This window comes from Janthinobacterium paucivorans, assembly GCF_051380805.1.
GTDB classification, from domain to species: domain Bacteria; phylum Pseudomonadota; class Gammaproteobacteria; order Burkholderiales; family Burkholderiaceae_D; genus Janthinobacterium; species Janthinobacterium lividum_D.
The window spans coordinates 114855-129922 of the sequence record NZ_JBNYXR010000009.1 but is presented as its reverse complement, the minus strand read 5'-3'; the positions used below and the strand labels follow the sequence as shown (position 1 = coordinate 129922).

Genomic DNA, 15068 nt, shown 5'->3' with positions numbered 1-15068 from the left:
GGCATGTCATCGCTATCAACACGCAACACAACAAGTTTCTGCGACCGCTATGGCCGCCTTCTTCCAGGCCTGCTGCTGAGCGGCGTGATCGCCTATGGCGCCATCGTCCTGGGCAAGCTCGCATGGATGCAAAGCCACGGCATGAGCGCCCTGACACTGGCCATCATGCTGGGCATTGTGCTCGGCAACAGCGTGTATGGCCGCCTGGCGCCCACCTGCGGCGCGGGCGTGGCGCTCTCCAAGCAGACGTTCTTGCGTCTGGGCATCATCCTCTACGGTTTTCGTTTGACGTTCCACGATATCGGACAAGTGGGCATGGCCGGCATCGCCATCGACGCGCTGGTGCTGATGTCGACGTTTGGCCTGGCCATATTGCTCGGCACCGCAGTGTTCAAGCTGGAGCGCAACAGCGCCATATTGATCGGCGCCGGCAGTTCCATCTGCGGCGCGGCAGCCGTGATGGCCACGCAACCCGTGCTCAAGGCAAACAGCGAGGATGTCAGCGTAGCGGTCTCGACCGTCGTGCTCTTCGGCAGCATCGCGATTTTTGTCTATCCGCTGCTGTATCAATGGAATCAAGGCTGGCATGTGCTGGCGGCCACGCCTGCCGCCTTCGGCGTATATATTGGCTCGACCGTACATGAAGTGGCGCAAGTGGTGGCGGCCGGCAAGTCAATCGGCCAAGAAACGGCGAATGCGGCCGTGATCGCCAAGATGGTGCGCGTGATGATGCTTGCGCCCTTCCTCGTCATCCTGTCGGCAGTGCTGGCGCGTGGCAAGGGCCAGGCAGGCAACAGCGACCAGGACAAGGCGGCCGCGCTGGCAATTCCCTGGTTCGCCTTCATCTTTATTGCCGTGCTGGCCTTCAATTCGCTGGGCCTGTTGCCAGCAAGCACAGTGGCCAGCATCACCGAATTGGACACGGTCCTGCTGGCCATGGCCATGGCGGCTTTGGGCTTGACGACGCACATGTCGGCCATCGGCCGCGCCGGTGTCAAGCCCCTGCTGCTGGGCGGCCTGCTATTTTGCTGGCTGATCGCCGGTGGCGCCGCCATCAACCATGTCGTGGCCAGCTTGTTTGCCTGAAGCTGAAGCTGAAGATGAGCTTGAGCCTGATTCAAGCGGGTGCCACTGACGCAGGAGTCGAAAACTCCGGACAGTCAGTGCGTTTTGACTCCACACTCCCCTTTCGGACCTCCCCCAGGAACACCCATGCATCTGTCGAACTGGCTGGCGCACTGTACCTGGTGTACCTGGGCATCGCGCAATGGCGCAGCAAGACCAGCATCGTCGCCGATGCACGCGTGGCGCTCGGCACGGCCAATTCAAGGAAAGAAGAGGCAGGGCTGCGGCACTCCAAGGCGCGCAGCGGCACCTCGTCGGTGGCGTTCCAGTTGTTGCGATACGCCATGCCCGTCACGCTGTACCCATCGTCTGGCCTGCCCTGGCTATTGCGCAGCACGCCGCTATATTTACGCACGCTTTGCGGCACGTCCCACAGTCCATTGTTGCCGTTGACCTACAGGCCGGACAACAAGTGCCGTTCATCCTGAAAAGAACTGCTTGTGACTCGCTTCTGAAGAAAGGCAAAACACCGGCGTTAAGATTCAAACATTTGCGCAAAATCAAGCTGCAAAACATTTGTTTTAAAACAATGCAATAAATCGAGGCAAGGTTATCTTTAGAGAGAATGTTGCCATGTAAAAAGTGCATACTAGCTTCCAGAATCCGCGCACAAGACCGGCCCGCCAGCATCTCCCGCCACGCCTGCCGCTCTTTCGCCCGCGCCGCACCGCCGCGCGCATCAGGGCTGTCGCTGTGATTTCGCCGTCTAAGCGACGCCCTGCCATGTCGACCATGCAGGCTGGCGCAGCCGCGGCAAAATCTTTGGTTTTTTCCATATTGTCAGACACCGGCGCGCCTGCACGGCGCGGCCTGGCGACCACTTTGAACTGGAGAACTACATGACATTGTTCCTGCCCTCGTCCACTCTGCTGACACCGGGCGACAATCCCGATAGCCAGCGCTTCGTGCTGGCCTCGCAGCAATGGATAGACTTGCAGACGCGCATCCAGGCCGTGCTGGCCCTGCCGTCGGATATCGGCGAATACGAACAGCGCTACGGCGACGCCTCGTCCGGTTCGCAAATGAAGGAATGCTTCGACGCCATGCGCAAGCTGCGCCAGACGGCCGAGCGCTACGGCAGTCCCAGCAGCCTGCGGGCAAAGATCTTGCGCGACCCGAATTTCCTGGCCAGCGGCACGCGCCCGAAAAACGATGCCTTTTCCGCCACCGTCTGGACCGTGGAACGGGCGCACCGCGATGCCTTTACGCTGTCGTCGACCTTGCGCAGCATCCCGGAAATGGCGCGCCACGAATCGGCGGCCGACGTCACGGCCGGCATCAAGAGCCTGTTCCTCAACAATGGCCAGATACTCGACAATATGCAAAACACCATCGCGCAAATCGGCGAGTTGATTGCGGAATTCGAACAAATCGAAACAGCGCTGGACGAAGCCCAGTTGCTGATGCGCACCTTCACCGAACGCTCATCGAAGACACGCACTGAACTCGACAAGGAAATCGGCGCGCTGGGGCAGAAAATCGGGGAACTGGAGCGCGCGCGCGACGCCGCCTATTCGAAATGGCTGGCATTGACTATTTCCGCCTGCATCGTACCGGCCGTCATCGGCATCGTCGGCATTGCCATCATGGTGATCCTGGCCGTGCCCACGGGCGGCGGCAGCTTTGCCATCGGTTCGGCCGTCACCGGCGGCGGCGTGGCGCTGTCCGCAGCGGCGCTGGGCGCGGCGGCCGGCGTGGCGCGCGGCAAATACGATGGTCTGGTACAAGAAGTACACGATCAAAGCGCCTTCCTCGCCAAGCGCGTGTGCTACCGCAGCGACCTGGGCGCGCTCGATGAACTGATGAAATTCTCGCTGCCGGCATCGAACGGCATCCTGGGCCAGTTGCGCAGCGTGCAAGCGGCCTGGAGCGCATCGGCGCGGGAACTGGGCGCGCGCGCCAGCGATTTGAGCGTGGACAACCTGCATACCGGACCATGGCTGCGCGAAGCCGAGATGGTCAAGGCTGCCGATGGCTGGCGCACGCTCGACAACGCCTTGAAGGCGTTTATTACCGGGTCCTTTGTCGATGCCAATCTGATCGGCTTTGGCGCCAGCTTGCCGCCAGACCAGCCCGACTGGCAGCAGCAACTGGCGACCAGGCTCGCCGCCTGACGCCAGCGTTTTCAGTCGCTGTTTTCCGTACTTCCACGCAGTCTGACCTGATCACTGAAGGGAACTACCATGAGTGTTACCGCTATCAATACCGCCGCCACGCCATCGATCGAACCGCCGCCAGGCCTGACCACGCCGGCCAATCCCCAATCCGGACAAAAGAGCCAGTTTGCCCTGTTCAGCGATAGCTGGATCGAATTGCAAGCCTATGTGGGCTCGGCCAGCGAGTTGCCCATCACCAAGGGCGATTTCGAAAGCAAGTACGGTGCCGTCGATGGCTCGCAGACGGTACTCGATTGCATCGGCGCAATGAAAAGCGTGCAAAACGCCTCCACCGAATTCGGCAACCCGAAAAGCCTGCGCGCGGCCCTGATCAAGAATCCCGGCCTGCTGGCCACGCCGACGCCGCCGACAGAGATCTACACGCACACAGTATGGCTGGGCCAGCGCGTGCATGACACCTCGACCAAGCTGGTGAGCGGCTATCAAAGCGTGCTCGATGAACTGCCGGGCCTGCCGGCCAAGGAACAGGTGGAGAACTTGAAAGCCTATCTGTTCGACCAGACCATGGGTCCGATACCGCTGGCGCAAAAAATGTCGACCGAAGTGGCGGCACTGATCAGGAAGCTGGGTCTGTTCGAACAGAAAATGAATGAATACAACAGCAAGCTGCAGGCATTTACCAGCACTTCGTCGACGATGATCGCTGATGTAAACCGCACCATCGGCGGCCTGGAAACGAAGATCGTGGAGCTGGAGAAACTGCGCGATGCAGCCTACAAGGCCTGGCGCGACTTCACCATCGCCGCCGTCACGGCGTCCGTCGGCTGCGCGCTGATCGGCGGCCTGCTGGCGCCATTCACGGGCGGCGTCTCGCTGCTGGTGGGCGGCGCAGCGGCCATCGCCACCGGCGTCGGGCTGGGCGTCAAGGCGGCGCAGAATCGTGCCGCCTACAACGAATATTGCACACAGATCAGCAGCCAGACGCAGGAATTGCAAAAGAAACAGCGGCTGCGCAGCGACCTGGGCGACTTCAACACGCAGATGGCGCGCGTGGGGCCGGCCATGTCCAAATTCCTCAGCAGCCTGCAAACGGTGGAAGGCGTATGGGTGCAGATGAATACGGACATGATCACACTGGGCAACAGCATCACGGAATCGAACGTGGGCAGCATGCCTTTCCTCGTCAAGGCGAAAGCCAATCTGGCCATCGATTCCTGGCAAGCCATCGATGACAGCGCCAAGCAGTTTACCGTGCAGTCGCTGGTCGACTACGACAACCTCGCATTCGGCCAGCACTTGTCGGAAAACCAGCGCGCCGCTTGATGACTTTGCCCCCCGGTTCAGGCACCGGGGGGCAAACATACCGATCGTTGGCATACAGAAAGGCAAACACCATGTCGAGACAATTCGGATATCCGCTGGCAGTGCAACAGGCGGCACTGTGGCAACCGGTTGATGATGGCAATCCCCATCTGGCGTTTGAAGGCAGCAGCGCCTGGGATCACCTCACGTACTACATCGTTCAGGCGGACAAGCAGCAGCCCGGTCCGGACAAGCCGCTGGCAGCGGCGGCGCAAGCCGTAGCGGACGAGGCTGCCCGCTTTGGCACGCCGAAAAGCTTGCGTGCCCTGCTGTCCACATCGCCTGACGCCCTGGCGCAGGACACGCGGCCGGCCATGCTGTACGCGGGCCTGGTGTGGTTTGTCTTGCACCTGAAAAGTTCGGCTGCCAGCATGCTGTCGTATCAACAATCACTGCTCGAGGCCGGTGTTGTCGCCAGCGACAGGCGCGAAGTACTGCATGCGCTGGGACCGATGGTGGAAGAAGCGCGCGCGTCCATTGCCCCCCTGCGGCAAGGCTTGAACAGCTGGAAGGATGGCGTCTTGCCGGCGAATGCGGCGCTGGCCATGCTGGCAACACAGACGGGCACCGATCTGCAGGCGCAGCAAGAGGCGCTGGGGGGCTTGCTGGCAGCCATCGCATCGATAGAGGAACAATTGGCGCACCTGGGACTGTTCAGCGGGCACAAGAAAAAGGAACTGGAGGCGCAGTTGCACGCCTTGCGCGAGCAGCTGGCGCGCGACACGGCGCTGTCCGAACAGCTGCGACTACAACTGGAAGGCGTCAACCTGCTGCTGGCCAATAGCGGCTGGCTGGAAGCGGCTATCGATGAGCTAATCCATTGGCTGGACGGCTTGCGCACCGCGTGGAGTGCTCTCGGTTCCGGTACGACCCAGCTGGCGGCTGACGCCAGCGACGCGGAACTGGGCAACGACAGCTGGCTGGCGCAAACACTGGCCAGCGCCAGCGCCTTTCCCCTGTGGCAGGCGCTCATCGTCGCCGCGCAACGCTACGCCAGCAACGCGCTGCTCGACTTCCCCGCGCCGCCCAACGCGACGGGATGGCAGCCATGATGCGCGCCGTCGCACGCCTGCTGCATCTGCTGGCCATGGCCACTCTGGCGCTGGGACTGCTGCATGTGCCCGCCATGGCGCAAAACAGCAATACCGCCGCGCTGGAAAACGCGCTGCGCCAACTGGCGCAATTCCAGCGCGAAGTGGCCAATATGCGCAATGCCGTACGCCAGCCTCTGGGACCGTACCCGCTGTCGACGCAGTGCAGCTGGTGCAGTGAGCACGCGTGGTGGGGCCTTGGCATGTGCACCAAGACGACCACGGAAACATGGTCGCAAAATGTCGATTTCACATGGACGCGCAACGAGCTCGATCAAGTGCTGGCCCGCGCCGAACGCGATGCGGGCAACTTGGGCGCGACCTATGCTCCCACCCAGGCGTGGATAGACAGCTTGCCAGCCTTTAGCCGCGCCTTTGACGCGAACGCCGACCGCGTGCTGGCGGTGCAGGAGCAGATTCGCCAGGGAATCGGGCCCAACGACGAGCAGCGGCAAACGGCGACGCAGGCGCTGCAACAGCTGAGCAGCGACATGGAGCGCAGTTCGGCCCAGCTGAAGGCGGGCACGCAGGCGCTGGCGGTGTCGCTGCAGCAGCAAAGCGCCTATCACGAACAGATCCGCCTGGCCATCGAGGGTGCCGACCGCTCGGCCCAGGAAGCGCTGCGGCAGATTGAACAGGCGGCCCAGTCGCATCACTGCCAGGATGGCTTGCCGCAAAAGTTCAACGCCATCCGCGACGACTTCAAGCGTTCGATCCTAAGCATCTCGGCAGCGTTCCAGCAGCTCGATAGCAGCAGCCGCGGCGCCGAGACCGGCCTGGCAGCACTGCTGGGCGCTGTCGTCACCTCGCAGACCGACATGCAATCCATCCTCGACCTGCTCAAGGCGGAGCAGAACGACAAGCTGGGCAGTTTCCTCGAGCGGCTGCACCTGAATGCGGCGAAACAGCAATGGCACGACCTGGCCAATGCCTATACGCGGGTGGCGCGCGAATCGGCGCTGGCGCAAGGAGGCGGCTGACAAAGACTGACACTGGCGCGATGTCGCCGCTTTGCGCCGTCTCAATGCCACGGCCGCCCTACTGCCTATGATGCGCATATGCAGCTTGTGCAATGCCGCATCTATTGGGGGGGGGGCCGTGGGCAAATCGGATACCAGCAGCGTCGGCGCCAGTGCGCCGGCAGCGGTGCGCAAGAAAGATGCGCTGCCATTCATCCTGCTATACATCCTGCTGGCGGGCTTGCTGGCCGTCATGGCGGGCGCCCTGCTGCCGCCGTACTACCACGCTGTACCGGCGCTGCTGTGGAGCATGGGCCTTTGCGTCAGCGGCATGCTGCTGGGATTTCTGTTCGGCATACCGCGCAGCCTGCCACTGGGCACCGTCAACGCCGCGCCGTCCGACGAGCGGGCCAATGGCAAGGCTAGGCCCACGGACGAGCCACCTGCGCCTAACGCCGATGCGGCGGCCGACAACGCCAGCAATACCCTGTTTTTGGGCACGCCCACACCCATGGAAATCAATTCGAACCTGGTGGAGGTGTCGGACTGGTTGACGAAGATCATCGTCGGCGTAGGCTTGATCGAGCTCAAAAGCTTGCCCGGCAGCGCGCACAGCATGGCCGCCTTCATCGCGCCCAGCCTGGCCACGGACATGCCCACGGCCATGGCGCTGGTGGGCGGCATCATGCTGTTTTTTTCCGTGCACGGTTTCCTGATCGGCTACCTGCTCACGCGCATTTACCTGTCCATCATGATCAAGCGCGCCGACAGCCTTGTCAAAAATGAGTCCGTGCGCCTGGAAAGCGGCAAGGAAATCGAAGTGACGGAACTGAGCCGATTACAGCAAAAGTCACTCGACGACATGCAGCAAGCCGTCACGCAGCTGCTGCTGGCCCATCCGCCCGATGGCGGCGCGGCCGTGACGGCCATGGCCGGCGTGCCGACGGCGCAAAAACCATCGAGCCTGGTGCTGTGGCTGGACGACCATCCGCGCAACAATACCTTGCTGGTGGAACAACTGGAACGGGAAAACATCAAGGTGGACCAGGCCGTGTCGACCCGCCAGGCACTGGCCATGCTGCAACAGAAACGCTACGCCCTGTTCATCACGGACATGGGGCGGGTGGAAAACGGCCGCAGGCTCAAGGATGCGGGCGTGCGCACAGTGCGCGAGGTACGGCAAGTGCAGCCGGAGCTGCCCATCATCGTATATTGCAGCAAGGATACGCTCGCCAACTACGGCACGCAAGCGGAAATGGCCGGCGCCCGCTTCATCACCACCTCGGGCACCAGCCTGCTGGCCAGCGTCAACCAGCTACTGCATCAAGGACGCGCAGATGGCGCTCCTTCGTTTATCTCATGACAGATGCATGGCAGACATGGCTTACAGTTTTTCCATCTTTTGCCGCACGGCTGGCGCCGTCGAAGACATCGGCGCCAGCTCAAGATAGGTTTTGTACGCAGCCTTGGCCTTGGCGACATCGGCAGCCTTGGCATGGGCGTCACCCAGGTTCAGGTAGGCGACGGCGCGCGACGGGTCCATTTTGAGCGTATGTTCAAACCAGCGCGCCGCTTCGCGGTATTTTTCCTGCTTGTAAAAGACAAAGCCCAGATTATTGGCCGCCAGCGCGAAATCGGGACGCAATTTCAGCGCTTGCGTAAATTGCGCTTCCGCCGCCACATATTGTTTCTCCTTATACAACTGCAAACCACGGTCATTGGCCCGCTGCGCCAACTGGCGCGTGGACGTCGGCACGGCGCCCGGCGTGACGATCGTCTGTTCGCCGCCCTGCAAATCCTTCACCGTCACGCTGGCCGCTGGCGGCTTGGCATCGAGCTTGCTGTTCAGGGCGATGGCTTGCGTCGATAACTGCGTCGTGTTCGGGCTGAGAAATTCCGTCTCGCTCTGCAATTCGAAGACGAAATCTCCCCCTTCCGAACCAGGCAAGCTGCCAAACGCAGGGGTTTGGTTCGATACGCTGGACACGGCCGGCGCCACGTAGGCCGCCAGTTCCGTGGCCGTGATGAGACCATCGCCGTTCAGGTCACCCTTGCCCGCCAGGCCCTGCAGCAAAGTCCAGGTGAACACGGAATGACCATTGGGCCCACCATCGGCAACTAACTGGTCGCCGCCGCCGGCCGTCAGCATTTGCCGGCCTATGCGCTTGGCGTTGTCGCGCAAGAACGTGCTGGAACCGGCGCCACGCGTCAGGCCCAGGCCGCTGTAACAGGCATCCATGACGAAGAACGCATGCTTGGCGGTCAGCGATTCGGCGATATTCTGGATTTCCGTCATGGCAATCGCATCCGTGGCGAACTGCGCCGGGTCGGAATCGACGGGCACGATGTAGCCGAGGTCGCGCCCGGAGCTGAGCTTGCGCGTGGCGCCGTGGCCGGCAAAGAAGACGAAAATACGGTCATTCTTTTGCACGCCGCCGTGGGCCAGCTTGTCATGGAAGGCAGCCAGGATGTTGTTGCGCGTCGCTTCGCCATTCTTTAAGGTCACGACGCGCTCGGGCGCGAACGCGAATTTGTCGATCAAGGTTTCGCGCATGCCCTGCGCATCGCGCGCCGCATAGTGTAGTTTCGGCCACTTCGCATAATCGTCGATGCCGATCACCACGGCCCAGGAATTGGCATAGCCAGTCGTCACGGCAACTTTTTCGGGCGCGGGCGCCGTGCTGTTGGCGACCTGGAAACTACTGCCATCCCAGCCCGCAAATTGATAGCCTTCGGCAATCAGCTTGTCGAGCACGGCCGGCAAGGCTTTCACCGTGCGTTCGTGGATGTCGTGGAATAGGACGATGCCGCGTCCCGCCTTGTCGACCGAGGCCAGCACGCGATTCGTGATCGAGCTCGGCACGGGGTCGGCCCAGTCCAGTGAATCGATATTCCACATCACGGATTTCAACTGGGCGTCGGCCAGCGCGGCCATGCCTTCACTATTGCGCGCGCCATACGGAAAACGGAACAGCGCGGCCCGCTCGGGGCTGATAGCTTTCAACAGGGTATCGGTGCCGAGGATTTCGCCTTTCAGCTTGTCGCCCGTCTGTTTTGACAATTGTGCATGGCTAAAACTATGGTTGCCCACTGCATAGCCCTCTTGCATCAGCTTGCGGCTCACTTGCGCGCCTGCATTGAGCTTGGCGCGCCCTTGCGCGTCCAGGCTACCGAGGTTGCGCCCCACGCTGAAGAAGACGGCCGGCACGCCATATTGTTTCAAGATGGCGCTGATTTCTTCCGTGTAACGACGGTGCGGGCCGTCGTCAAAGGTCAGCACGATGGTTTTCTTCGGCAAACCCAGGCCAAAGATTTCCGCCTCATCTTTTTTTGGCGCCGGCTTCACTTCAGGCACCGTGCCGGCTGACGGCGCGGCCGGCGGCACCGTGTAGGGTACGATGATGCCATTTTCCTTGAGGATCTGCTCGCGGCTGTACAGCTTTTTCAGTTGCGCCACGTAATCGTCCCAGCGCTCGCGCTTGAGTTCGATGGCGCGCTGGCCCAGGTTGCCGAAGATTTGCCGGATTTCCTTCTCGTAATGACGCTCGATCTCGCCCAGCGCGTCGAGATCCTCGGAAATGCGCTTGTGCAGCTTGATTGCTGGCAAGGAGCTATCCTTGGCTACGTGGGCCAGCATGCTTTGTAGCAGTTCGCGAAAAGCCAGGCGGTCCGCGTCAAACAGGCCGGGGGCCGATTCGATATACGTCAACAGACCATCAAGCGCCTCGAAGCGGCCGGGATTGGTGGGCGCCGTCAGTTGGTCCAGCGCGGCGTCGAGCTTGGCGATGCGTTCCTGGTTTTCATGGAACAGCGCCTGCCCCACTTTTCTCGCCTCGTCGCGCGCGCCTTCCGCCAAGCTTTGCTCATCGGCCAGCAACACGATGATCTTGCGGAAATTGCCCAGCAAGTCGCGCAGATCGCTGGCCACGGCGGCCGCATCAACGCCGGATTGCGGCGCGGCGGCCGGGTTGCCCGAGACGGGCGCCTGCGCCGTGGCGGTGGCGGCAGGACGGGTGTAGCGATACATGCCGGCCCCGGCGGCGAGTGCCACGACGACGGTGGCGGCGATCTTGATCTGCTTGGAAGTCACAGGCTTATCATTCCCTTCACATACTATGCATACAATTGAAATGGCGCAGATGCGCACGATGCATAATTGTAGAGCACGCTTGGCACTTGCTCAGGGCGCACCTATGAATTTCGGCAATAATTTCCGGCAACCCACGATTGCTCGTAAAAACGGCAAAGACCCTGCACAAGAAACTCTGCGTCGGGGCGCTCTGGGTGACGACGGTTGGACTTAAGGCTGATGCGCAGCAAAGTGCTTGCGCAAGCCTTGCCAGCACGCATAATAGTCGTTTTGCAGCAGTTCGCTGGCCAGGGCGAAGGGCGTGGGCTTGAGGATGGTGCGCGTCTCGAACATGAAGGCCATGGTGTCGGCCACCTTTGCCGGCGCCGAGATGTCACTGTGGGAGGCGCGTTCGAACGTTTGCGCATCGGGACCGTGGCCGGACATGCAGTTGTGCAAGCTGGCCCCACCGGGCACGAAGCCAGCCGCCTTGGCGTCGTACACGCCGTGGATCAGTCCCATGAACTCGCTGGCCACATTGCGGTGGAACCACGGCGGCCTGAACGTATGTTCGGCGGCCAGCCAGCGCGGCGGGAAGATGGCGAAGTCGATGGCGCCGAAGAGCGGATTTTCGCTCGGTGCTTGCAGCACGAGAAAGATCGACGGGTCCGGATGATCGTAGCTGATCGAGCCGATGGTGTTAAAACGGCGCAAATCGTATTTGTACGGCGCATAATTGCCGTGCCAGGCCACCACGTCCAGCGGCGAGTGGTCGAGCGTTGTCTGCCACAGATGACCGCAAAACTTGGCCACCAACATGCACTCGCCATCGATATCCTCGTAGGCCGCGTGCGGCGTAAGGAAATCGCGCGCGTTCGCCAAGCCATTCGAGCCGATGGGCCCCAAGTCGGGCAAACGAAACGCCGTGCCGAAGTTTTCGCACACATAGCCGCGCGCCTGGCCGTCGGGCAAGGTCACGCGAAAGCGCACGCCGCGCGGGATGACGGCGATTTCCTGCGGCTCCAGCTCGAGCAAGCCCAGTTCGGTGGCAATCGCCAGCCGCCCTTCCTGCGGCACGACCAGCAATTCACCATCAGCCGAATAAAAGAAACGCTGCATGGCGCTGTTAGCCGCATACACATGGATGGCACAGCCGCTCATCGCTTCGGCGCTGCCATTGCCGGCCATGGTTTGCCAGCCGTCGATAAAATCGACCGGCGTACTGCTGTCGGGCAGCGGCAGCGGGTCCCAGCGCAGCTGGTTCGGCGGCGTGGGCGGCATGGCATGGAAATCGCTGACGATACGGCTATTGTCGAGCAGGGTAAATGGGCGATGCTGGCACGCCGGGCGGATGCGATATAGCCACGAGCGCCGGTTCTGCGCGCGCGGCGCCGTGAACGCCGTGCCCGACAATTGTTCCGCATACAGGCCCAGGGGAGCCTGCTGCGGCGAGTTTTGTCCCTGCGGCAAGGCGCCGGGCGCCGCTTGCGTGGCAAATTCATTGCCAAAGCCGCTTTGGTAGCCGGCGCCTGTCATGCGCTCACCGCCAGGGCGCCGGCCAGGCCGAACTGGCACAGCAAGCGCTGCGCCACGTCACCCTGGCCGATGGCGCCCATGCCCCGCAAGGCCAAGCGTGCTCGCAACATTGTCCGTTGGCCAAAAACACTAGCCGCGTTTCGCGATGGGCACGTTGTCGATCTTCTGGTTGCCATAACTGAAGGAACCGTGGCCGCTCCAGTTGTTATCCGTCACAAATGTCGCTTCGAACTTGGCCAGGTAGCTGCCTATGGCCGGTGGCGGCACGGACACCACGTATTCGCCAGTCAGGCTGAACACGCGCGTGGCTTTACCCAGGCCCAGGCCATGCACGGGACCGCTAACGGGACGGATCACCACGCGGCCATGCGGCGGCGCGATCGACTGCGTAATCAGGGCTTCACCGCTGACACTGCCATCGTCGGGATGGTAAAACAGGGCCAGATTCAGGATAGGTGCACCGGGCAGTCCGAGATTGCCGGCGATCAGATAGACATGTTCTACCGCATTCAGTTCAGATGAAGACACAATGAACTCCTTTGGGGAAATGGTTACTGAGCCATGAAAAGAGAGATCGCGCGCGGCGACAGGCACTGGCTATCAGCCATGCTGATGGCGCTTGGGCGCATCAACACTCTAGCGACAGCATAGCCTGTGTTTTCGTATCAATATACTCACATTATTGCCTTGAATTCCAGGGTTTTTCTGCATTCCCCAATATGCGGGGCACCCTGCCATGAATGCGGCATGCGGCCTTAGATCTGGCGCAAACAATGGTGCTGGCTGGAGTGCCGCGATGCTGCTGCGCGCAAGCGCCTTTTGAACAGCCGGCGGGCGCGATGGCTGTGCATCGCCCACCTCGCAGCGCTGCGCATCTGCCCTGCCGAGCTAGCCTTTATTGCTGACGCTGCGGCAAGACCCAGTCCGGCCGGATGTAGTGGCAGGTGTAGCCGTGCGGCAAGCGCTGCAGATAATCCTGGTGTTCCGCTTCCGCTTCCCAGAACGGGCCGGCTGGCGCCACTTGCGTCACCACCTTGCCGGGCCAGAGGCCGGAAGCGTCGACATCGCGGATGGTCGCTTCGGCCACGCGCTTTTGCTCGTCGCTGGTGTAAAAGATGGCCGAGCGGTAGCTCGTGCCACGGTCATTGCCCTGGCGCTCTTCCGTGCTGGGGTCGTGGATCTGGAAGAAAAACTCCAGGATCTTGCGGTAGCTGATGGTGTGCGGATCGAAAATGATCTCGATGGCCTCCGCATGCGTGCCGTGGTTGCGGTAGGTGGCGTTGGCCACGTCGCCGCCGCTGTAGCCTACGCGCGTGGCGATCACGCCCGGATAGCGACGCAGCAAGTCCTGCACACCCCAGAAGCAGCCGCCGGCCAGGATCGCGGTTTCGTTATTTTGTGTCATGTTGTTCATTCCTTGATCTGAGGGCCTTATCTTACCCTGTCGCGGCATTTTCTTCAGCGGGCCAGCAAACGCTTGAGCTGCGCTGCCTGGTAAGCGCCGATGGCGTCGTTGAACAGGCAGCGGATCAAGGGGTCGTCGACGATGTCGGCGTCCATCAGTTCTGCCTGCGTCGCCGCGTCAAACGGGCCATCGTTGATGCGCATATACATTGATGTCAGCGATTCACCGAGCACCAGCGCCGCATGGCACTTCACCAAGGGCACTTCGGTGGTCCAGTCCGGCGCCTCGCCGGTGGCGGGCACACGGTCGATCACGTCGCCATGCGTGCGGTAATGCAGGACGGTGACGCCGCCGTCATGGCCATACAGCGACAAGCGCCACAGGCGTGGGGCCTGGAAATAGCTGTCTTCGGACAGTTCCATGTCGCGGTAGCGCTCGAGCAAGCCGGACTGGCAAAAATCGAGCACCAGCGCCGTCTCGGCGGCATTCAAGGGCGCAAAATGGCGGGCGATGTCGGCGGTAGCGGGCGGGCATAGCGCCGGACGATAGTCGAAGTCGACGTCCTGCGGTCCCACGGGGATGACCCAGGGCAGCGGCGCGGCGGGCGTCAAGCCCTGCGCATCGAGCAGCACGGACGTGGACGGATCGAGGCGAAAAATGTGCGCATCAGGCAGGGCGGCACCGATCTCCTGCGCAAACTGGCGGTACGTTATCGGGAACATCGCCTGGTTGTACCAGGACCAATCTTCCTGTACGAACTGGCAAGAGCTGGGCACCAGGTAACGCGGCGCCAGGGCGCGCAATTGCGGCACCCAGTCATCGGGCAGTGTCACCTGGTCGCGCGCTGCCAGCGAGGGCGCGATGACGGCAATCTCGCGCATGGTCTGGAAGGGCCACAAGACCATGTCCCAGGGAGCAAAGGCGGCCAGCTGCGCCAAGGTTGCCGGACCGATCCAGGAATCGACGACGTTGAGCACATTCAGGCCGGCGGCGCGCACCTGGAACAGCGAGTCGACATCATCGTCCAGCGCCCGGCGCGGGATCACCTCGATGGCACCGACCCGCACGGGCATATCGACATGCAAGCGCGCGACGGCGGTAAAACCGAGCGCACGCAGCATCGCGAATAGCTCGTCGAAGACGCAGTACAGGTAGATGGGCGTAGCGCGGTCGAGCACATCGAGGCTGTCCAGCGAGCAGTGGTCGTCGTGGAAGTGCGAGATGAAGACGGCATCCCAGCGCAGCCGGCGCACGGCATCGAGGTCGAAGCGCACCGAGGGAAATGCGTGGCAGTTGCGGCTGAACGGGTTTTCGACGATGGGGTCGAAGGCGATGGCCGTGCCTTCACATTCGAAGACATAGCCGGCGTGCAGGATGCGGGAGATTTTCAGGGGCATAGGAGGC

General features: G+C 62.0%; 12 protein-coding genes. 7 read left to right on the top strand and 5 right to left on the bottom strand.

Annotation, left to right across the window (positions count from 1 at the left end; all coding sequences use genetic code 11):
* The first annotated feature begins 3 nt into the window (after positions 1-3).
* The 7 genes from ACQ4V8_RS13005 (at position 4) to ACQ4V8_RS12975 (ending at position 8017) form a co-directional block, all read left to right on the top strand.
* Positions 4-1086 carry a YeiH family protein gene (locus ACQ4V8_RS13005; protein ID WP_436571607.1) on the top strand — a complete coding sequence of 361 codons (1083 nt, stop codon included), beginning with the start codon at positions 4-6 and terminating at the stop codon, positions 1084-1086.
* A gap of 14 nt (positions 1087-1100) precedes the next feature.
* Positions 1101-1553, top strand: a complete 453-nt coding sequence (locus ACQ4V8_RS13000; protein ID WP_436571606.1) for a hypothetical protein — start codon at positions 1101-1103, stop codon at positions 1551-1553.
* 411 nt (positions 1554-1964) lie between these two features.
* Complete coding sequence (locus ACQ4V8_RS12995) at positions 1965-3239, top strand: alpha-xenorhabdolysin family binary toxin subunit A (RefSeq protein ID WP_010397822.1); 1275 nt, start codon at positions 1965-1967, stop codon at positions 3237-3239.
* Positions 3240-3308: 69 nt separating this feature from the next.
* A complete protein-coding gene (locus ACQ4V8_RS12990) occupies positions 3309-4565 on the top strand; it encodes an alpha-xenorhabdolysin family binary toxin subunit A (protein WP_010397819.1) in 1257 nt (418 codons plus the stop codon).
* 71 nt (positions 4566-4636) lie between these two features.
* The gene (locus tag ACQ4V8_RS12985; protein WP_436571605.1) at positions 4637-5656 is read left to right on the top strand and encodes a hypothetical protein; all 1020 of its coding nucleotides are present in this window, start codon (positions 4637-4639) and stop codon (positions 5654-5656) included.
* Positions 5653-6675, top strand: a complete 1023-nt coding sequence (locus ACQ4V8_RS12980; RefSeq protein WP_070347385.1) for a hypothetical protein — start codon at positions 5653-5655, stop codon at positions 6673-6675. Before ACQ4V8_RS12985 ends, ACQ4V8_RS12980 begins: the two co-directional genes overlap by 4 nt.
* 118 nt (positions 6676-6793) lie before the next feature.
* Complete coding sequence (locus ACQ4V8_RS12975) at positions 6794-8017, top strand: response regulator (RefSeq protein WP_436571604.1); 1224 nt, start codon at positions 6794-6796, stop codon at positions 8015-8017.
* Between the two features lie 21 nt (positions 8018-8038).
* Here ACQ4V8_RS12975 and ACQ4V8_RS12970 read toward each other — a convergent pair whose 3' ends face one another.
* From ACQ4V8_RS12970 to ACQ4V8_RS12950, 5 genes are all read right to left on the bottom strand, one after another.
* Complete coding sequence (locus tag ACQ4V8_RS12970; RefSeq protein WP_436571603.1) at positions 8039-10744, bottom strand: polysaccharide deacetylase family protein; 2706 nt, start codon at positions 10742-10744, stop codon at positions 8039-8041.
* A gap of 210 nt (positions 10745-10954) precedes the next feature.
* Entirely contained in the window at positions 10955-12259 is a 1305-nt protein-coding gene (hmgA, locus tag ACQ4V8_RS12965) for a homogentisate 1,2-dioxygenase (protein ID WP_436571602.1), read from the bottom strand.
* 129 nt (positions 12260-12388) lie between these two features.
* On the bottom strand, positions 12389-12787 hold the full coding sequence (locus ACQ4V8_RS12960) for a DUF1842 domain-containing protein (protein WP_010397807.1): 399 nt from the start codon (positions 12785-12787) through the stop codon (positions 12389-12391).
* Between the two features lie 367 nt (positions 12788-13154).
* Entirely contained in the window at positions 13155-13664 is a 510-nt protein-coding gene (gene msrA / locus ACQ4V8_RS12955) for a peptide-methionine (S)-S-oxide reductase MsrA (protein WP_010397805.1), read from the bottom strand.
* Positions 13665-13717: 53 nt separating this feature from the next.
* Positions 13718-15061, bottom strand: a complete 1344-nt coding sequence (locus tag ACQ4V8_RS12950; protein ID WP_436571601.1) for an MBL fold metallo-hydrolase — start codon at positions 15059-15061, stop codon at positions 13718-13720.
* Positions 15062-15068 lie beyond the last annotated feature (7 nt).

Bases quoted from the DNA above. Each gene is read 5' to 3' on its own strand.
- ACQ4V8_RS13005 (WP_436571607.1), top strand. From the start codon at position 4: ATGTCATCGCTATCAACACGCAACACAACAAGTTTCTGCGACCGCTAT.
- ACQ4V8_RS13000 (WP_436571606.1), top strand. From the start codon at position 1,101: ATGAGCTTGAGCCTGATTCAAGCGGGTGCCACTGACGCAGGAGTCGAA.
- ACQ4V8_RS12995 (WP_010397822.1), top strand. From the start codon at position 1,965: ATGACATTGTTCCTGCCCTCGTCCACTCTGCTGACACCGGGCGACAAT.
- ACQ4V8_RS12990 (WP_010397819.1), top strand. From the start codon at position 3,309: ATGAGTGTTACCGCTATCAATACCGCCGCCACGCCATCGATCGAACCG.
- ACQ4V8_RS12985 (WP_436571605.1), top strand. From the start codon at position 4,637: ATGTCGAGACAATTCGGATATCCGCTGGCAGTGCAACAGGCGGCACTG.
- ACQ4V8_RS12980 (WP_070347385.1), top strand. From the start codon at position 5,653: ATGATGCGCGCCGTCGCACGCCTGCTGCATCTGCTGGCCATGGCCACT.
- hmgA (WP_436571602.1), bottom strand. From the start codon at position 12,259: ATGACAGGCGCCGGCTACCAAAGCGGCTTTGGCAATGAATTTGCCACG.
- msrA (WP_010397805.1), bottom strand. From the start codon at position 13,664: ATGACACAAAATAACGAAACCGCGATCCTGGCCGGCGGCTGCTTCTGG.
- ACQ4V8_RS12950 (WP_436571601.1), bottom strand. From the start codon at position 15,061: ATGCCCCTGAAAATCTCCCGCATCCTGCACGCCGGCTATGTCTTCGAA.